Below are 18,979 nucleotides of genomic sequence, written 5' to 3' on the forward strand. Positions count from 1 at the left end.
CTACAGCAAAAACAGTGTGTCAAGACAGTAAAACATTAGTGTCATTTACTATGACCATTTTTTGTGAACCGGCTCTAAACTCCTGCTAAATCAGTACTTAAGCTTTTACTTATATAGCCTATACTTATTTTAAGCACTAATGGATTGTGCCAAAGCAACATATTGTTCAACGGATAAGGTTTCAGGACGCAGCTTTGGATCGATCCCCTGAGCCTCCAACTCCGCCACGGAAACACTATTTTTCAAAGTGTTAGCGATGGTTTTTCGACGCTGACTAAAAGCCTGTGTGACCAAACTGCCTAACGTTTTTATACATACATCGCCGCCTAAAAATTGCTTTCTTGGTTGGATATAAATGATGGCTGACTCCACTTTAGGCGGAGGATCAAAGGCTGTAGGAGGCACAATAAATAATTGCTCAACCATGCATTGGTATTGAATCATTATGCTTAACCGACCATAGCTTTTGTTACCTGGTGCGGCACAAATGCGCTCTACGACCTCTCGCTGAAGCATAAAACACATATCTTCTATCAACGAAGCCTGTTCGAGTAAATGAAATAATAACGGTGTAGTGATGTTATAGGGCAGATTACCAATCACCCTTAATTTTTCATCATCCCGGGGTAATACACTGAAATCAAATTCCAGTGCATCAGCCTGATGAATATGTAGATTAGGCGCGTCTTTAAACTGGTTTTGCAGTATTGGCACCAAATCACGATCCAGCTCAATCACATCCAGTAATCCAGCATCTTCCAGTAATGAGGACGTTAATGCCCCACGTCCCGGTCCTATTTCGACCAGATGCTGATCTTTTTGAGGGGCTACTGCCGCGATGATGTCCGCTATAACGGCTTCATCCTGCAAGAAGTTTTGCCCAAATCGTTTACGTGCTTTTGGATAATGTCGCTGATCAGTCATGGAGTTCTTCTGGTTAATGACATTGTTTCAGCCATATTGATTGCAGCCTGCAGGCTGGTTGCACTGGCTTTACCTGAACCGGCAAGGTCCAGTGCGGTGCCGTGATCAACCGATGTTCGGATAAATGGAAGCCCCAGGGTAATATTCACAGCATCACCAAAACCTTGATGCTTAAGCACTGGCAGGCCCTGATCGTGATACATCGCTAATACAGCGTCATAATCCGCAAGGCGTGACTTTACAAAAATAGTGTCTGCGGGCCATGGACCGTTAAATTCATAGCCCTGCTCACGTATGAGTTTAATCACAGGCTCGATTACAGTCTGTTCTTCAGTACCCAGATGACCACCTTCGCCAGCATGAGGATTTAAGCCGCATACAGCTATTCTAGGGTGTTTTAATCCAAAACCTTGCTGCAGACTTTCAGCCAGAATATGCATAATTTTTAGCAGGCTTTGTTGAGTAATGGCATCACTTACGTCGCGAAGCGGTAAGTGTGTCGTAGCCAAGGCCACACGTAGCTCCGGTGTGGCCAACATCATCACCACTTTATTGACACCAGCACCATCAGCGAAAAACTCGGTATGGCCGCTAAAAGGAACCTGAGCATCATTAATGACACCTTTATGCACTGGTGCGGTAACAACAGCATCGAAAGTCCCATCCAGACAACCATTCAGCGCGAGTTGCAATGTATTAATAACATAGGCTGAATTAGCAGGATTCAACTTCCCCGCCACCACTGTTTCTGCAAGCTTACTTTCCAGATAGACGATACAACCAGCTTCAACTGGTTTGGGAGCCGAATCTGGATCAAATTCAATCAGTTTTATGGGTAGCCCTAATTCATCTGCACGTTGCTGAAGCAGCTCTGGATCAGCAATAACGATTATTTGGTGACGTTGGGCCTGTTGTGCCAGCTGAATACACAGATCGGGACCAATTCCAGCGGGTTCACCTGAAGTTAGCGCTATACGACAAATCTCACTCAAAGGTCACGATACTCAATGTAGGCTTCATCGCGCATTGCTCTTAGCCAGCTTTCAAGTTCTTCTTCAATTTTGCGTTGTTTTAACTGTTCACGCGCTTTATTGCGCTTAAATTCATCTGCCATATTTTGTTCACGTCGTTCCTCGACCTGAATTAAATGCCAACCAAAACGGCTTTGGAAAACATCGCTCATTTCACCTTCAGCCAAACCATTCATAACTTCTTCAAACTCTGGAACCATAACACCGGGACTTGTCCAACCGAGGCTTCCGCCGTCAATGGCAGATCCGGTATCCTCAGAGTGTGCCTTTGCCAGCTCGGCGAAGTCTTCGCCATTGAGGATTCGCTCGCGTAATTGCTGAAGTCGTTTTTCCGCGGCTTCATCAGTCACCAGCTCATTGGTTTTGATTAAGATGTGTCGAGCTTTGGTCTGTTTAACCAGATGGGTTTCTTCGCTGCGTTTTTCAGCCAGTTTGACCAGGTGAAAGCCACTGCCGCTGCGTATAACGTCGCTCACTTCGCCAACGGCCAGATTGGGTACAACACTGGCAAACAAGGTTGGCAATTCAGCCTGTTTACGCCAGCCTAGTTCGCCACCTTCCAGCGCATTTTGACCATCAGAGTATCCTGCAGCAATTTCTGAAAAATCACCGCCCTCCGCCAATAAATCCTGAATAACAGCAAGCTTTTTTTCGGCTTCCTGTACTTGCTCAGGAGTTGGTGCATCTGGAATACCAACTAAAATATGTAACAGTCTGAAGGCTTGCTCAGAATCGCCCTGCAGGTTTTGGGTTGCCAGAAAGTTATCTACTTCACGCTCAGAAACGACAATAGAATCTTCGACCTCGCTCTTACGTAACCGACTGATAACCATTTCTTCACGAATGGTTTCTCTGAATTCAGTGAAATCATAACCGTCACTTTCAAGTGCATCTCGGAACTGACGTATGGTGAGATTATTGTTTTCAGCAATTTGGCGGACGGCAGCGTTCAGCGCGTCATCTGCCACCCGAATACCTGACATTTCTGCCCGCTGCAGTTGCAGTTTTTGCATGATTAGTCGTTCAAGGACCTGTCGGCGCAGAATATCAGAGGATGGTATTGCGGCATTACGCTGGCGAAGCTGCTGACGAACAGTCTGCTCCATCTCGACCAGCTCACTATCCAGGACAATTTCGTTATTAACAACAGCAACAATACGATCAAGCGGCGCTGCCCATACACTGTTCGCAAGCAATAAGCCGACAAGCAAATATTTAATCATGAACTATTCAAACTCCGTAAATTGTTGGCCGTTATTATAGCGTTTCAAAGCGTCTAAGACCTAAAGAACCTTAAATGTAGATAGATGAGTTAATGACAAAAACATCTATTGGAAAGTTGAATCTGCTGGCTTATATTTATTCATAGCCTCGAATACTTTCCTCGAGCAGGCCACCGGATTTCTTACCAAAGCGCCCCAGCCCTTTCAATTCAATTTCAAAATAGATGGCTTTATTGCGACTGTCAGCATTGATATCGTTAATATAATCACGGAAAACTACGCGTGTTGCCCAGCAACAACTGTGGTATTCAACACCTGCCAAAGCTTCTAACGTCGTATTATCCATCAAAGAGCGATAATAGCGGCCAATAACACTCCATTGATCATTAATCGGTAGACTTCCAGACACATCGGCCTGTTCAATCGGAAACTGGTTAATGCCATCATCACGTCGATAACGATGAGCAATATTGAAGACTCCTCCATTTTCTCCGCGATAGCGTAATTGCAGAGAAGACATATTGGAGGTGGTGCTGTCTGGATCCCATTGAATCTGGCCAGCGAGCGCCCATTCTTTCGTAATGCTAGCCACCGCTTCAGCAATATAATCAGAATCGGAGCTGGTCTCTCTGGCATCTTGTCTTAAATTGACTTTACGATCTGAGAAGTATTGGATTTGTCCCAATGTCATCCGTAATTTTTCACGACCAGTTTCTTCATTGATAAAACGGCTTGTCAAGCCCACCGTTATCTGATTTGCGTCACCAATTCTATCTGGCCCGGTAAACCGTTCATGGCTGAACATGCTTCCCATACCAAAGGTACGTAAATTTGTATCAAAAAGTGGAATATCGTCCTGGTCCCGATAAGGTTTATATAGATAAAATGCTCTGGGCTCTAAAGTCTGGATCATATTATTGCCGGCAAATTTCAACGGTCTTTCAAAAACCAATCCATTATCAATACTGATTATGGGTAAAGTCCGGCTAATGTTACTCTCCTCAAAACGGGTTTGGGTTTGCAAATTATCCAGTGAGTAGTATGTGTGGTTTAAAGCAACCCGAGGAGTAATAAAAAAACCTGCGGTACCCATCGGCAGGCTGACACCAGGTTCCATATTGAATCGTTGCCCCTTGACCAACTCGTCATGATCAAACGCTGTAAATTCAGACTTGAACTCATAGCTAAGTCCATAGGCCTGATCAGGCAGTAATCCATTCAATGTTAATTGCGGCAATCGTTGATAAGGGTCTTCAACATCTTCCAACAGATTCTGATAGCCCTGCACCCTTGCTCCGAAATTCCAGATATCACCGTAATAGTTCACATTTAATAATCGGTTTAAATGCGTAGTACTGCTCAAACTTAAATTACTACTGAAATCTTCCAGATAATCCCTATCCGATACATAATTATAATCAACCAGGGTTCGCCAGCGGTTGCTGCTGCCATAATGCCCATTTTGCTGAAATGAAAAATGTTTCCGGTCTTCATTGTAGTTGGGATTTATTTCATCACCATTCTGACGAAGACTGTCACTGCCCAAAAAGCCTGCATCAATCAAGCCTTCAGATTGCGGTGTGAGATAACGAAACTCACCATTCAACATCAAGCCACGATCTGACATATAACGTGGTGTCAGGGTCGCATCCATATCGGGTGCAATATTCCAGTAATAAGGTGTGCTGACATCAAAGCCGGTTTCATTGGAACTTCCAATGGACGGGATCAGAAAACCTGATTTACGCTCATCACTTAACGGAAAACTGATGTATGGCGTATAAAAAACCGGGACATCTTTAAGACGCAGCACAACATCATAAGCCCGGCCAACGCCCTCCTCATGATCCAGATCGACTTCTCCGGCCTTTAACTTCCAGAATTCATCGTCTTCCATACAGGTTGTATATGTAGCGTTTTTTAATTGGGTGGACTGTACGCCCTGACGATTCACATGACTCGCTTCACCGCGCGCATTCATCTGTTTGGTTTGATATTCCGCGTCAATCAGCGTGCCGCGATCTTCATTGATATTCCATTCCGCCTGATCACCAAATATTGACATCTGACTATCACGTAAACGCACATCTCCCTGAGCAGTCACTTTACCGGTAGTTTGGTTGTAAGTTGCACGGTTGGCATTTAATTGCTGCCCTCCGCGACGAATATCTACTTTGCCAGTAAATACAGAAGTGCCTAAATCAACCAACTGAGCGGTATCAGCTTTAACATCAACTTCACTTTGTTCAGTGAGTGCATCTTCAGGGAGAAAAAAATCGGCGTCTGGTCGGGGACAGTGACTGGGCACATGGTATGGCTCTGCGAAAACAAGAGGAGCAAAACAGGAAACAAAACCTGCAGATAGAATTATCAGTTTGCGCATCAATATCCCCGGTGAGCCTTGATGACCGAAAAATCGGCCTTCTATATTCAATAAATAACTGCCAATTTATCGCACAGAAATGTGCTTTCATCAAATCCCCTATTTAATTAAGTTGGCCAAAATCAATATATTGACCATTCATCAATAACTTAGCTTTACCATGGCATTCCTGCTGGCTTCCTAGCCACCACAATCTCCGTGGAACCATCTGGAGTCCATGTAAATATTTTCAAATATTCTGTTGACAGAGAAAAACTCAATCCCTATAGTATGCGCTTCCTTTCGGGGGCTATAGCTCAGCTGGGAGAGCGCTTGCATGGCATGCAAGAGGTCGGCGGTTCGATCCCGCCTAGCTCCACCAAGAAACGAAAGAAAACAGTTTTAGGTCCCCATCGTCTAGAGGCCTAGGACACTGCCCTTTCACGGCGGTAACAGGGGTTCGAATCCCCTTGGGGACGCCATATAAGGCAACCGATAACAAGTGTTATCGGGCGTTAATAAAAAGGCGGTGAGAAATCTCACCGCCTTTTTTGTTTCTGTATTACGCATTCTCTTTACTAAGTCATTACGCTCATTGATAATCAACCCATGTTTTTCAATGGTGAGCATCATGACTGTAAACGTTCCTTCAGTGAAGTCCTATCTCCTAACCTTTATGTTCAGAAACACTCTCCGCCAGCTGTTAGGATTATTAATGCTGTCTTTGCTTGTGTCTATTCATTCAGTACAAGCGGATGAGAAAAAAGCGGCATCTTTTGCCTCGGAATTTGAAGCACTTACGGAAGATAATCTTCCTCAATATGTCAGCCAGATGAGTCAGCGTTATTACAATCAGGTGGAACTGCTAAAAAAGTATTTTGATCTCTACCAACAAAGAAACGATCCCAGAGGATTTAATGTCTGGCATCTGCGAGGCTTTTCACCGAGCTTTAGTCTGTTAGATGCTGAGAATCAGCTGGTTGCGGCCAGTAACCAGAAGTTTTTGGCTGAGCGGCCTGAAAAGGCACTAACCACGATTTTTGCCGAGCTTAAGGAAGTTTCTGTCAACCTTATGCTGTCTTTCCGTGATAATGATCCACAAGCCTACAAAGCGGCTAATGCTATGGTAAAAGATCACAGTGCGCAGATTGCGATACTGCTTGAATCTCATGGTCTTGATAAAGAGATTCGTGGGGTCTCCCTTAACTAACGCACCTTTCGCAGCATAAAGATGCCTATGCCGGCAAAAATGATGGTTGGCAGTGATGCCGCAAGCCAGGGCAAAACACCAAACACCAGCCCCATATGCTGAAAGCTCTGGTTAAATAAATGAAAACCAATCCCAACCAGAACACCTACCAAAATACGTCCCCCTATCGGTGCGGAACGTAATGGACCAAAAATAAACGGCACAGCCAAAAACACCATTACTGCTGAACTCAGCGGCATCATGATTTTGCTCCAGAATGCCAATTGATATTGACCAACAGCCTGATGATTGGATTTAAGGTAGGAAACGTACTCAATCAGACTCCATACCGGTAAAAACTCTGGCGGGACAACGACCACATTCAACATGCCAGGATTGAGCTTGGAACGCCATTTAGCGCGTTCTATCGCTCTGACCTCCACGCCATTTTCATCAATTGTGCTTTGCACCACATCAAACATCAGCCATTCATTATTATCGTAACGGGCCTCTCTGGCTTTAGTAACAATCCTCAATTGATGCTTATCATCGAATTCGTAGACCTTAACCCCTTCAAAACGACCATCGCGATGTATCCGTTCGATATGGTTGAAATGGTTACCATCGCGGGTCCAGAAACCAAATTCTGATTGACTTCCTTCAGTTCCGGTTTGTGCGGAGGTTTGCACCTGCAAGGCTTTTTGTTCAGTAATAGGCCTGATCAATTCACCAAGAACGACAGCGATAATCATTAAAATACCGGCGACAATCAAAACAGCTTTGTTAATGTCTTTTACCGATACGCCTGCCGAACGCATTGCCACCAATTCACTTTGCGACGCCAATGTCCCCAGACCAATCACGCTCCCCAGCAAAGCAGCAACAGGCAGTAATTCATAGATTCGCTTCGGCATCGACAGTGCTAAATAAGTCAGTATATCCAGTAATTGATAATCACCTTTACCCAGGTCATCCAGCTCGGTAATAAAATCCATAAAGGTATACAGCGACATTAATACCACCAGTACCAAAGCGGTACTGCCTAATATGGTTTTACTGATATAGCGTTGCAGAATCATGCTGTTTTGGGTCGCTTACGTTGTTGCCAGAATCGTTTGAGTTTCAGGCGATTTTGTAACATCAGCATAATGCCAATCATCAAAAGATGTACCCAGATCGCCCCAATCCACGGAGCCAGATCGCCCTTTTCTACCCACGCTCGGGTCACGCCTAATAAATTGCTGTAAATCACATAGACCAACACCGCCGGGAAAAATCCGGCATAACGTCCCTGCCTTGGACCAGTGTGCGCCAGGGTGATGGCTATTACACTCAAAATGATCGTCATGACGGCACTGGAAACCCGCCACTGAATTTCAGCCAGATCCTGAGGTTCTCCACGCTCCCATAACACCGCAGTGGGTAGAGATTTATGTTTTTCGCGAACCTGGACCGACTCGCCACGTTCAATCAACATGCTATGCGTTGCGTATTCAGCAATGCGGAAATCCAAATCACCGGCATTACCCTCGTAACGATAGCCGTCTTCCAATACCAGGTATTTATCACCGGTTTCAGATTCAATATCAAAACGTCCACGCTCAGCTCTGAAAATTAAGGGTTTTTCATCACGATGAATCTCAATAAAGATGTTTACCATGTGGGTTTTATCTTCACTGAGCTGTTGTGAATAAAAGGTCCAGTCGCCGTTCTGGCTTTCCTTAAAACTCCCCGCGACCAAACCTGTAGTATTGGCAGCAATCTTGGCTTTCTGTTCGATTTCATAGCGACCTGATAAGACATCTGGAACAATCAGTAATGCCAGAACGCCTGTAATAATCGCCATTGTACCGCTGAAAACAACCACATTGCGTAATATACGATTACCATCAATTCCACAGGCCGCGATCACCGTCAGTTCGTTATCAGAGCTCATACGTGACAAACTGAGCAATACCGCTAAAAATGTACCAATCGGCAGTAAAATGGATAATGCGCCAAAGGAATTCAGCCAGAGCAAATTGAAAATGACTTCTGCCGGTAAATTACCCACAGCCGCCTGAGCCAGATAGCGGGCAAAACGCGTCGCCACGTAAATCAGCCATAGCACACCGATGACGGCTGTCAGAGAAATTAAAAACTCTCGCAGCATATATCGGTCTATCAGGCTGAAACGCTCAACAAATATTCGTCTTAGGGCGGGCATTATTCAGTGGTCTTCGTTAGAATAGGCAGTCAGTTCACTGCAATAAAAAGCGCAGTCTAAACCATCTACATCAACAGGAGAAATCCATGCAGTATTTTGTGACCAAAGATGTTTTGCCAACACAGTCAATCGACTGTATTGCCGTCGCCGTTTTTGAAGGCAACCAACTAAGTCCCGCAGCGGCTACATTAAACACGGCAAGTAAAGGAATGATTCAACGCGTAATCGAACGTGGCGATATCAGTGGCAAACCAGGTCAAACAATGCTGCTACAGGATATTGAAGGCATTTCCAGCCCTAGAATATTGTTGGTTGGTTGCGGAAAATTCGAAAAAACCAGTGAAAATGATTTTAATGCAGCCTGTATTGCGATGGCCAAATGGTTAAACGAAAGTGCTGCCACACAAGCGGTCAGCTGTTTAGCAGAAACACCTGTCAAAGAACGCAGTACTGCCTGGAAAATTCGTCAGACGATTATCAATACTGAAACCGCTTTATATCGCTACAGTCAGACAAAAAGTCAGTTTAAGCCGGTTGAAAAACCGCTTACCCGACTGGGCTTTATGGCTAGCGAAGCAGATATTGATACCCTTGAAAAAGCTTGTGATACTGGAGCAGCCATTGGCAGGGGCATGAATCTGGCACGTGAACTCGGTAACCTGCCGGGTAATATCTGCACCCCAACCTACCTCGCAGAACAAGCCATAAAATTAGGACAGGATTTAGATAACCTGGTCGTTGATGTACTTGAAGAAAGTGATATCGCTGAATTGGGTATGGGTTCATTCCTGTCGGTTTCACGCGGCAGCCGTGAACCAGCAAAACTCATTACCCTGAATTACGGTGGTGGTGGCGACAGTAAACCTATTGTTTTGGTTGGCAAAGGCCTGACCTTTGATGCCGGTGGTATTTCGCTCAAACCTTCTCAGGGTATGGATGAAATGAAATACGACATGTGTGGTTCCGCCAGCGTACTGGGCACCATACAAGCCGTTGCCGAACTACAGCTACCCATTAATGTTATCGGTGTGATTCCAAGCTCAGAAAACCTGCCCGATGGCGATGCCAACAAGCCCGGTGATGTGGTAACAAGCATGTCCGGTCAAACCATTGAGATTCTGAATACTGATGCTGAAGGTCGTTTACTGCTGTGTGATGCCCTGACCTACAGCGAACGTTTTGATCCCGACACCGTTATCGACATTGCCACCTTAACCGGTGCGATTATTGTAGCGTTAGGCAGCAATGCAACGGGTTTAATGGCAAACAACCAGGATCTGGCCGATGACCTGCTTAAAGCTGGCAATGATAGTTTCGATCGGACATGGCAATTACCGTTATGGGATGACTATCAGAAACAACTGGACAGTAATTTTGCCGATATCGCCAATGTCGGCGGTAAAGAAGCTGGCAGTGTAACAGCGGCCTGTTTCCTGTCCCGTTTCACTGAGAAATTCAAATGGGCACATCTGGATATTGCCGGTACCGCCTGGAATGGCGGTAAGGAAAAAGGCGCAACTGGCCGTCCAGTGCCATTATTGATGCAATATATTCTCAACCGCCTGGAAGGCTGATAGTTCGTTCATGACTAAAGTCAGTTTTTATATTTTAGCTACAACCGATCCGCTTGACCGACAGCAATTTGCCTGTCGGCTGGCGGAAAAGGCTTATCTTCAGGGTCATCAGGTGTTTATTAATACTGAAGATCAGAATCAGAGTGAAGCGATGGATAAGGCTTTATGGGCTTTTCGCCCAGACAGTTTTGTACCGCACCAGATTTTTGCAACGGATAACAAAATCGAAGCACCGGTATTAATCAGCCATGAAAACACTGCCCCACCCAAATTAATGGATGTATTAATCAATTTAAACCCGGCTCAGCCACTTTTTTTTAGCCAGTTTGAACGGCTGGCAGAAATTATTAATGGCGATGAAGAGATCAAAAAACAAGGACGCGTTCGCTATCAGTTTTACAAGGATCGTGGCTATCATCTGGATACGCATCAAATAAACAATTAAGACAATCCGGCTCACTCATGACCGGGCACACATTAAGCGGGTATAATGCCCGCTTTTCTTTTTCCGAACAGATAAACGCAGAGACGCATGGACAAAACCTATAATCCCGATGCAATAGAACAACGCTGGTATCAACAGTGGGAACAAAACGGCGAATTCAAACCTTCTGGTGAAGGCACGCCCTACTCCATTATGTTGCCGCCGCCAAATGTCACCGGCAGTTTGCATATGGGTCATGGGTTTAATAACACCATAATGGATTTGCTGACCCGTTATCACCGCATGAAAGGGGATAACACGTTGTGGCAACCGGGTACTGATCATGCCGGTATCGCCACACAGATGGTGGTCGAACGACAGTTAAATGCCGAAGGCAAAACCCGCCATGATTTAGGCCGTGATGCATTTATTGATCGGGTCTGGGATTGGAAAGGCGAATCCGGTGGCAATATTACCCGTCAGTTACGCCGTCTTGGTTCTTCTCTGGACTGGTCTCGTGATCGTTTCACCATGGATGACAACTTGTCGGAAGCCGTGAAATATGTGTTTATCAAACTACACGAAGAAGGCCTGATCTATCGCGGCAAACGACTGGTGAACTGGGATCCGGTATTACATACCGCCGTATCTGATCTGGAAGTATTATCAGAAGAAGAAGCCGGCCATTTATGGCATTTCCGTTATCCTTTAACCGATGGCAGCGGTCATCTTGTAGTCGCCACTACCCGTCCTGAAACCATGCTCGGTGATACGGCCGTGGCAGTACATCCCGAAGATGAATGCTATAAACACCTGATCGGCAAAACCATCACCCTGCCATTAGTTGGCCGTGAAATTCCAATTATCGGTGATGATTATGTTGATCCGGAATTTGGTAGTGGCTGCGTCAAAATCACCCCAGCCCATGATTTCAATGATGCCGAAGTCGGTAACCGTCATAACCTCGAACAAATCAATATTCTGACCATTGATGCCGCCATTAATGACAATGCGCCGGAAAAATATCGTGGCCTGGATCGCTATGCAGCCCGCAAACAAATTGTTGCCGATTTCGAGGCTTTAGGCTTACTGGAAACCATTCAAGACCACAAACTGATGGTGCCACGTGGTGACCGTTCCAATGCCGTTATCGAACCGTTATTGACCGACCAATGGTATGTCAAAGCCGATGTCCTCGCAGCCCCCGCAGTTGAAGCAGTACAGTCCGGTAAAATCAAATTTGTCCCGGCCAACTGGGATAAAACCTTTTATAACTGGATGGATGGCATTCAGGACTGGTGTATTTCACGGCAAATCTGGTGGGGACACCGCATCCCTGCCTGGTACGACGAACAAGGCAATATTTATGTCGGTCACGATGAAGCCGATGTGCGCCAAAAACACCAATTAGCGGACTCTGTTGCGCTGAGACAGGATGAAGACGTTTTAGATACCTGGTTCTCTTCTGCCTTATGGCCCTTTTCCACCCTGGGTTGGCCGGCTGATGATGCGGCATTGAAAACCTGGTACCCGACCAGTGTCTTGGTCACCGGTTTTGACATTATCTTTTTCTGGGTTGCCCGGATGATGATGATGGGCATCAAATTTATGGATGACGTGCCATTCAAAGAAGTCTATATCCATGGTCTGGTACGTGATTCACATGGTCAGAAAATGTCGAAATCCAAAGGTAATGTGCTGGATCCTATCGATATTATTGACGGTATCGATCTGGAATCACTAGTCGCCAAACGTACCAGTGGCATGATGCAGCCCCAGCTGGCTGCTAAAATTGAAAAAGCCACCCGTAAGGAATTTCCGGAAGGTATCGCTCCGCACGGAACTGATGCGCTGCGTTTCACTTTTGCCTCATTAGCCACTACCGGCCGTGATATCAATTTTGATATGAATCGTATCGCGGGTTATCGCAACTTCTGTAACAAACTATGGAATGCTGCGCGTTACGTATTAATGAATACCGAAGGTCAGGATACCGGTATTGATAACGCTGACGTTGAATTAAGCCTGGCTGATCGCTGGATCATTTCTTTACTGCAACAAACCGAACTGGATGTTACCCGGGCTATCGAAAGCTACCGTTTTGATTTGGCAGCGCAGGCCATTTATGAATTTGTCTGGAATAACTATTGTGACTGGTATCTGGAACTGTCCAAACCGGTATTAAACAATGATGCTGCAAGTGACGCCGCCAAACGTGGTACCCGCCGTACTCTGGTTCGGGTTTTGGAAGCCACGCTGCGTTTAGCACACCCTTTTATGCCATTTATTACCGAAGAAATCTGGCATAACATCGCACCGTTAGCCGGTAAAACAGGCTCTACTATTATGCGTGAAGCCTATCCGGTAGCTGACAGCAGTAAAATTGATAGCACTGCCGTTGCCGATATGGAATGGGTAATGCAGTTTATTAACGGCATTCGTTCTATTCGTTCACAAATGAATATTGCCCCGAAAAAACAATTACCAGTGTTGCTCAAGGATGCCGCTGATATTGATAAACAACGTTTGCATGACAACCACGACTTTATCAGCCGATTAGCCAACCTGGATTCTGTAGAATTTCTGACTGGCGAAGCGCCTGCCGCTGCTACTGCACTGGTTGGCAAAATGGAAATCCTGATTCCACTGGAAGGTCTGATTGATAAGGATGCTGAAATTGCCCGTCTGGATAAAGAAATCAGTAAGCTGGATAAAATTATCAAGCAATCCGCTGGCAAACTGAGTAATGAAAACTATGTTGCCAAGGCGCCCGCAGATGTTGTTGCCAAAGAACGTGAAAAACTGGCAGAGCTGGAACAGTCTTTAAGTCAGTTACAGCAGCAACGTAAAGCATTGGGCTAAAACCCTAAGTCCTTTTTTAGGAACTTTCCGACTCTATTAGTCAGTCAATAACAATACGAAAAGCCGGTGTTTTCACCGGCTGCTATCTGTTGTAATAGAGACTATGACTACTGAAGAATTTAATCCCAACGACGCCACCACCACGCCAATGACACGGCTGCAGTTCGATAACCGCTTTGTACGGGAACTCCCCGCCGATCCGGATACCGAAAATGTTCGCCGTCAGGTGCTTGGTGCCTGTTATACCTTTGTAAACCCAACACCCGTTGCCGATCCTGAACTGGTCGCTTATTCCATGGATTTAGCCACCGACCTGGGCATCAGGCCAGTAGATTGTGAAAGCCGACAATTTACTAACGTGTTTGCCGGCAATGAAATTTTAAAAGGTATGCAGCCTCATGCAATGTGCTATGGCGGACATCAGTTTGGCAACTGGGCCGGACAACTGGGCGATGGCCGTGCCATTAATCTTGGTGAAGTTCAGGATATTCACGGCCAACTGCAAATGTTGCAGCTTAAAGGTGCTGGCGAAACCCCCTACTCCCGTTCGGCTGATGGCCTGGCCGTATTACGATCCTCGGTGCGTGAATTTCTCTGCAGTGAAGCCATGTTCCATCTTGGCGTACCCACAACCCGTGCATTAAGTCTGGTTACAACCGGTGAAGGCGTAGTCCGCGATATGTTTTACGATGGCCGCCCGCAAACTGAGCCAGGTGCGATTGTCTGTCGAGTCGCGCCTTCTTTCCTGCGCATTGGTAATTACGAACTGTTTAACTCGCGAGGCGAAATCGACAATCTTCGTTTACTGGTCGATTACACTATTCGCCATCATTTTCCACACCTGGGCGAACCCTCCAAAGAAACCTATCTGGCCTGGTTTAAAGAAGTCTGTGAACGCACCGCAGATTTAGTAGTGCACTGGATGCGTGTTGGTTTTGTGCATGGTGTATTAAATACTGATAACACTTCGATTTTAGGGCTGACTATTGATTACGGCCCTTATGGCTGGATTGATAATTACGATCCTGACTGGACACCTAACACCACCGATGCCACTGGTAAACGCTACCGTTTTGGACACCAACCACAGATTGCCCAGTGGAATTTGCTGCAACTCGGCAACGCGATATATCCATTGATTGATGAAGTTGAGCCGTTACAACAGATTCTTACCGATTATGTCGAGCTCTACACCAACAAATGGCAACAGATGCGTGCCGATAAGCTGGGGCTGAACGAGTATCAGGGTGATGATGATCATGAATTGAATCAGCAGTTACAGAAAATTCTGTTATTGGCTGAAACCGATATGACGATTTTCTATCGCCGATTAGCCGATGTCAGCTGTGAACAGAAGGACCTCAGCGATGAAGCACTATTGGAACCGTTGATGGAAGCTTATTACGCACCAGATGCTTTATCGAAAGAAGATAAAAAAGATATCTGTGACTGGTTGCGTCAGTATCAGCAACGCGTGCAACAGGATGGCACCAGCGATCAGGATAGAAAAACCAGAATGAACCTGGTTAATCCGAAATATGTATTACGCAATTACTTATCACAACAGGCGATTGATAAAGCCCATGAGGGTGATTACAGCATGATTCATGAACTTCTGGAAGTCATGCACCGTCCTTATGATGAACAGCCACAGTATCATCATTACGCTGCCAAACGCCCGGACTGGGCCAGAGATAAACCTGGCTGCTCAATGCTGTCCTGTAGTTCTTAAATTAAGGAGTCGTTAGATGAAGTTGATCAGTAAACTGTTTTTTTTATTGATTTTAACACCTGCAATGACTGCCCATGCAGGTAGCGTCAATGATAAAAAGTTGCAAATTGACAAGGTTGCAGATGGATTAGGAATCCCATGGGGAATGGCAATTTTGCCGGATGGCACAATGCTGGTCAGTCAACGTGAGGGCAAATTAAGCCAGATAAATCTGAATTCTGGTGAGAGCACTGAGATATCTGGCGTACCTGCAGTTAAAGCTGAAGGCCAAGGTGGTTTACTTGATGTTGCCTTATCCCCTGATTATGCCGAAAGTGGCTGGATCTATTTTACTTACAGTAAAAATGTAGATGGTCAGGGAGCTACCACTCTCGCCCGCGCCAAGTTGGATGGAAACACCCTAAGTGATTGGATCGATTTGCTAGTCACTCAATCTCGTACCAGCAAAGGCCAGCATTACGGTAGCAGAATTGTGTTTGACCAACAGGGTCATCTATTTTTCTCGATTGGGGATCGTGGGGAACGTGATAGAGCTCAGGAGCTAAGCAATCACAATGGCACTATTCTAAGACTGAAACTTGATGGAAGTGTCCCGCAGGACAATCCTTTTGTTGGAGAGAGTAATGCCTTGCCGGAAATCTGGAGTTATGGGCATCGTAATCCACAAGGTTTGTTTTATAACGTCGAGACCCAGCAACTATGGGGCATTGAACATGGCCCACGCGGTGGCGATGAAATCAATCTGATTGAAGCCGGTAAAAACTATGGTTGGCCGGAAGCCTCTCACGGCAAGGAATATTACGCTCCAGTTTCCGTTGGCAAGAAAGAAGTAGACGGTATGGAAAATCCGGTAAAAGTCTATATTCCGTCAATTGCACCCAGTGGTCTGGTGCAATATCACGGTGATGCTTTCCCGGAGTGGCAAGGTGATTTATTTTCCGGTGCACTGGCGTTACAGCATCTGAACCGGGTCAAAATTCAAGATAACGAAGCTGTAGATGAAATACGCTATCTGCGTACAATGAATAAACGTATCCGCGATGTTATTGAAAGCCCTGAAGGCTGGTTATATGTCTCTACGGATGATGGCGAAATTTACCGGATTCAGCCGGCAAATTAATAGTTAATGTCCAGAATCAGATAACGATGACCACCATCCTGAACCTGGATGCTAACTTCATCATCAATCTGCTTTTTTAACAACGCCCGCGCCAAAGGTGAATCGACACTGATATTGCCTTTGGCGTGGTCAATCTCATCCGGGCCGACAATGCGGTATTGGACTTCTTCCTTATCATCTTTCAACAGCGTTACATAGGCCGCAAAAAACACCGCATCCTGATTATCAGGAATACGATCAATCACCATCAAATCGGGAATACGTTTTTGAAGATAACGAATACACCGGTCTATTTCTCTGAGTTCTTTCTTGCGATATATGTATTCTGCATTCTCAGAGCGATCGCCTTCTGCCGCTGCAGCCGCCAGCGCCTGAACCACGTGTCTGCGTCGCTGCCAGCGTTCACTAAGCTCCTGGTTCATCCTGAACATGCCATCAGCAGTAATGTAAGGTGATGAAGCCATTAATTTGTTGTTGCTGATTTATGAAGTGTTTGCTTCAGCTGAGATTCATTAATTGTTGCACCTAAACGGCTGGCAATCAGCCGCATATCGGTTTCAGCATTTTCCAGACAGCTGGTGCCACCAGGCGATGGTGTCATGTTAAAAACAATGCCTGTGCCAGGATTAATCTTCGCTTCCCCCATCAACAATTTGGCATTTTTTTTATCAATCAACTGAGGTCTGACACCACCAAATCCTTTAGCGAATTCAATATCTTTCAATTGCAGGCCAGGAACAATTTTGCGGGCATCTTTCAAAAACAGCCAGCGACGTAATAACGGCACTTCAAACAGAAAGTTTTTAAAAATGTAATTACGGATATCCTTAATTCTGAATAAGTCCCAGAATACTCTCATTACCCGGCTGTCGAGACGCAGAACACGCAGAAAATCAAAAAAAGTTTTGTTGTTATAACGCTCTAACAATGGCAGTAACAGTGCTGTTGGTCCAAAACGGGTTTTACCTTCGACCAGCACATCTGGATCACCATGTACCGCTGCGAACGGCAACGCATCATTTTGCACGGTATAGACCTTGCCACGGAGAACCTGCGGAGTGAAATAAAAACTTCCTGCTACTGGCAGACACGAGAACTCTAACCCGTACCCCATTTTCTGTGCCAGTAATAAGCTGTGTCCGCCAGCAGAAACAACCACACTGCGAGCCTGGATGATTTTGTCGCCGGTGACCAGCGAAAACACACCATCTTTTTCGACAATATCATCGACTTCGCTGTTAAACACTAACTGGATTTGTTTATCGGTTTTTGCTTTGGCTTTATCAACGAAGGCTTCAGATAAACGCAGATAATCCACTGCACTGTAATCATCCAAAACGGCAAGCGCAACACAGGGTTCCGCCCGCATTTCGCCATTAACCATAACCACTGAGGGTTCATAGGTAGCGATATCGGACTTCTCCAATAACTTCATCTTGGGGAATACTTCACGGAAAGTCTGGTAACGTTGGCGAAGCTGACGACATTCCTGCTCGCCTACACCTAAAACCATTTTCGGATATTTGAAAATCACCTGATCAACATTAGGTAAGTCCTCAGCAAAATTCACCAGCATCTCAGCGGCGGCCTTTACTTTAGTGGCTTTCTCCAATGTGTAATTGGTTTCAATATCACCGCAATGGATCGTCTGACTGTTGTTACGGCCATTGGAGTTGACCTTAGCCACTCCGGCATACTTTTCCAACAGGACAATATCATTGAGATCAGTATATTCAGCCAGCATATACAGTAGCGCGGTGCCACAGACACCGCCACCGATAATGGCTACCTGATGAATTTGGTCTGACATAATTTTTTCCGTGCTTAAACGACGGAAATTTTAGCAAAACGTTAATCAGACCGTTTAAAAATATCGCTATTTACACATTATCTGAGTCCAATAAAATGCTCAGATTATTTGTATTTTGTTTTATTACTGCCAGAAAAGGACGGTATTGTTGAGAGAATCGCCTGCAACTCACTGCGTTTCTTTCTACTTTTCACCGGTTTTTTAACGGCCGTTAATTTATCTACATCGGTCAATAGGTTCTCTAATTGCGCAGGATCCGGAAGTGGTGTCTCCTGTGTTGGAGGAATCAGCGATGCATTATTATCTGATTGTGTCGCCTGCAACTTCTCGACATCTTTAAGCAATGATTCGAGACGTTCAGGTTCAGGTAACTCGGGCTGTTCTGGAATATCAAAACCGGCTATTTCTGACTGGGTCTGCTTCCGGTCCTGTTCAGCCTGGGCTTGTTCTGCGGCCAGTGCGGCGGCAAAATCCAACTCTGCCTTTGTTGGCTCTTCTGAGGCTTCGGCTTCGGCTTCGGCT

At 45.5% G+C, this 18,979-nt stretch carries 15 protein-coding genes and 2 tRNA genes; 8 read left to right on the forward strand and 9 right to left on the reverse strand.

Annotated elements, in window-relative coordinates:
- Positions 1–129: 129 nt before the first annotated feature.
- The 4 genes from rsmA to B3S93_RS08285 form a co-directional block, all read right to left on the reverse strand.
- Positions 130–924 (reverse strand): 16S rRNA (adenine(1518)-N(6)/adenine(1519)-N(6))-dimethyltransferase RsmA, encoded by a 795-nt coding sequence (gene rsmA / locus B3S93_RS08270; protein ID WP_292399416.1) that lies wholly within the window; start codon positions 922–924, stop codon positions 130–132.
- On the reverse strand, positions 921–1,916 hold the full coding sequence (gene pdxA, locus B3S93_RS08275; protein ID WP_292399419.1) for a 4-hydroxythreonine-4-phosphate dehydrogenase PdxA: 996 nt from the start codon (positions 1,914–1,916) through the stop codon (positions 921–923). The genes rsmA and pdxA overlap by 4 nt, the downstream gene beginning before the upstream one ends.
- Positions 1,913–3,178, reverse strand: a complete 1,266-nt coding sequence (locus B3S93_RS08280) for a peptidylprolyl isomerase (protein WP_292357584.1) — start codon at positions 3,176–3,178, stop codon at positions 1,913–1,915. Before B3S93_RS08280 ends, pdxA begins: the two co-directional genes overlap by 4 nt.
- A gap of 136 nt (positions 3,179–3,314) precedes the next feature.
- Complete coding sequence (locus B3S93_RS08285) at positions 3,315–5,561, reverse strand: LPS-assembly protein LptD (RefSeq protein WP_292399422.1); 2,247 nt, start codon at positions 5,559–5,561, stop codon at positions 3,315–3,317.
- Positions 5,562–5,846: 285 nt separating this feature from the next.
- On the opposite strand from B3S93_RS08285, the gene B3S93_RS08290 reads away from it, so the two are divergent.
- The 3 genes from B3S93_RS08290 to B3S93_RS08300 all read left to right on the forward strand — a co-directional run bounded on the left by B3S93_RS08290 (position 5,847) and on the right by B3S93_RS08300 (position 6,750).
- A tRNA-Ala gene (locus tag B3S93_RS08290) sits at positions 5,847–5,922 on the forward strand.
- Between the two features lie 24 nt (positions 5,923–5,946).
- Positions 5,947–6,022: transfer RNA gene (locus tag B3S93_RS08295), tRNA-Glu, on the forward strand.
- Positions 6,023–6,255: 233 nt separating this feature from the next.
- Positions 6,256–6,750, forward strand: a complete 495-nt coding sequence (locus B3S93_RS08300) for a hypothetical protein (protein WP_292357586.1) — start codon at positions 6,256–6,258, stop codon at positions 6,748–6,750.
- On the opposite strand, the gene lptG is transcribed toward B3S93_RS08300, so the two are convergent.
- Positions 6,747–7,808 (reverse strand): LPS export ABC transporter permease LptG, encoded by a 1,062-nt coding sequence (gene lptG / locus B3S93_RS08305; protein WP_292357587.1) that lies wholly within the window; start codon positions 7,806–7,808, stop codon positions 6,747–6,749. The genes B3S93_RS08300 and lptG overlap by 4 nt on opposite strands.
- Positions 7,805–8,935, reverse strand: a complete 1,131-nt coding sequence (gene lptF / locus B3S93_RS08310) for an LPS export ABC transporter permease LptF (protein WP_292399424.1) — start codon at positions 8,933–8,935, stop codon at positions 7,805–7,807. Before lptF ends, lptG begins: the two co-directional genes overlap by 4 nt.
- Positions 8,936–9,021: 86 nt before the next feature.
- On the opposite strand from lptF, the gene B3S93_RS08315 reads away from it, so the two are divergent.
- From B3S93_RS08315 to B3S93_RS08335, 5 genes are all read left to right on the forward strand, one after another.
- Positions 9,022–10,509: a leucyl aminopeptidase gene (locus tag B3S93_RS08315; RefSeq protein WP_292357589.1), complete on the forward strand. Its 1,488-nt coding sequence runs from the start codon at positions 9,022–9,024 to the stop codon at positions 10,507–10,509.
- Positions 10,510–10,519: 10 nt separating this feature from the next.
- Entirely contained in the window at positions 10,520–10,954 is a 435-nt protein-coding gene (locus B3S93_RS08320; RefSeq protein ID WP_292357590.1) for a DNA polymerase III subunit chi, read from the forward strand.
- A gap of 87 nt (positions 10,955–11,041) precedes the next feature.
- Positions 11,042–13,795, forward strand: coding sequence for a valine--tRNA ligase (locus B3S93_RS08325; RefSeq protein WP_292399427.1), 2,754 nt, complete (start codon positions 11,042–11,044; stop codon positions 13,793–13,795).
- Between the two features lie 103 nt (positions 13,796–13,898).
- Complete coding sequence (locus tag B3S93_RS08330; RefSeq protein WP_292748638.1) at positions 13,899–15,527, forward strand: protein adenylyltransferase SelO; 1,629 nt, start codon at positions 13,899–13,901, stop codon at positions 15,525–15,527.
- A gap of 16 nt (positions 15,528–15,543) precedes the next feature.
- Positions 15,544–16,647, forward strand: a complete 1,104-nt coding sequence (locus B3S93_RS08335) for a PQQ-dependent sugar dehydrogenase (protein WP_292748640.1) — start codon at positions 15,544–15,546, stop codon at positions 16,645–16,647.
- Here the strand turns inward: B3S93_RS08335 and greB are convergent.
- The 3 genes from greB to B3S93_RS08350 form a co-directional block, all read right to left on the reverse strand.
- On the reverse strand, positions 16,644–17,111 hold the full coding sequence (greB, locus tag B3S93_RS08340) for a transcription elongation factor GreB (protein WP_292748642.1): 468 nt from the start codon (positions 17,109–17,111) through the stop codon (positions 16,644–16,646). The two genes, B3S93_RS08335 and greB, sit on opposite strands and share 4 nt — an antisense overlap.
- Positions 17,111–18,457, reverse strand: coding sequence for an FAD-dependent oxidoreductase (locus B3S93_RS08345; RefSeq protein ID WP_292748643.1), 1,347 nt, complete (start codon positions 18,455–18,457; stop codon positions 17,111–17,113). Before B3S93_RS08345 ends, greB begins: the two co-directional genes overlap by 1 nt.
- A 104-nt stretch (positions 18,458–18,561) precedes the next feature.
- The coding region (locus B3S93_RS08350) for a hypothetical protein (RefSeq protein WP_292740816.1) at positions 18,562–18,979 on the reverse strand (418 nt) is incomplete at its 5' end.

Source organism: Methylophaga sp. UBA3613, from assembly GCF_002375415.1.
Classification (GTDB): domain Bacteria; phylum Pseudomonadota; class Gammaproteobacteria; order Nitrosococcales; family Methylophagaceae; genus Methylophaga.

Bases quoted from the DNA above. Each gene is read 5' to 3' on its own strand.
- rsmA (WP_292399416.1), bottom strand. From the start codon at position 924: ATGACTGATCAGCGACATTATCCAAAAGCACGTAAACGATTTGGGCAA.
- B3S93_RS08280 (WP_292357584.1), bottom strand. From the start codon at position 3,178: ATGATTAAATATTTGCTTGTCGGCTTATTGCTTGCGAACAGTGTATGG.
- B3S93_RS08285 (WP_292399422.1), bottom strand. From the start codon at position 5,561: ATGCGCAAACTGATAATTCTATCTGCAGGTTTTGTTTCCTGTTTTGCT.
- B3S93_RS08300 (WP_292357586.1), top strand. From the start codon at position 6,256: ATGCTGTCTTTGCTTGTGTCTATTCATTCAGTACAAGCGGATGAGAAA.
- lptG (WP_292357587.1), bottom strand. From the start codon at position 7,808: ATGATTCTGCAACGCTATATCAGTAAAACCATATTAGGCAGTACCGCT.
- lptF (WP_292399424.1), bottom strand. From the start codon at position 8,935: ATGCCCGCCCTAAGACGAATATTTGTTGAGCGTTTCAGCCTGATAGAC.
- B3S93_RS08315 (WP_292357589.1), top strand. From the start codon at position 9,022: ATGCAGTATTTTGTGACCAAAGATGTTTTGCCAACACAGTCAATCGAC.
- B3S93_RS08320 (WP_292357590.1), top strand. From the start codon at position 10,520: ATGACTAAAGTCAGTTTTTATATTTTAGCTACAACCGATCCGCTTGAC.
- B3S93_RS08325 (WP_292399427.1), top strand. From the start codon at position 11,042: ATGGACAAAACCTATAATCCCGATGCAATAGAACAACGCTGGTATCAA.
- B3S93_RS08330 (WP_292748638.1), top strand. From the start codon at position 13,899: ATGACTACTGAAGAATTTAATCCCAACGACGCCACCACCACGCCAATG.
- B3S93_RS08335 (WP_292748640.1), top strand. From the start codon at position 15,544: ATGAAGTTGATCAGTAAACTGTTTTTTTTATTGATTTTAACACCTGCA.
- greB (WP_292748642.1), bottom strand. From the start codon at position 17,111: ATGGCTTCATCACCTTACATTACTGCTGATGGCATGTTCAGGATGAAC.
- B3S93_RS08345 (WP_292748643.1), bottom strand. From the start codon at position 18,457: ATGTCAGACCAAATTCATCAGGTAGCCATTATCGGTGGCGGTGTCTGT.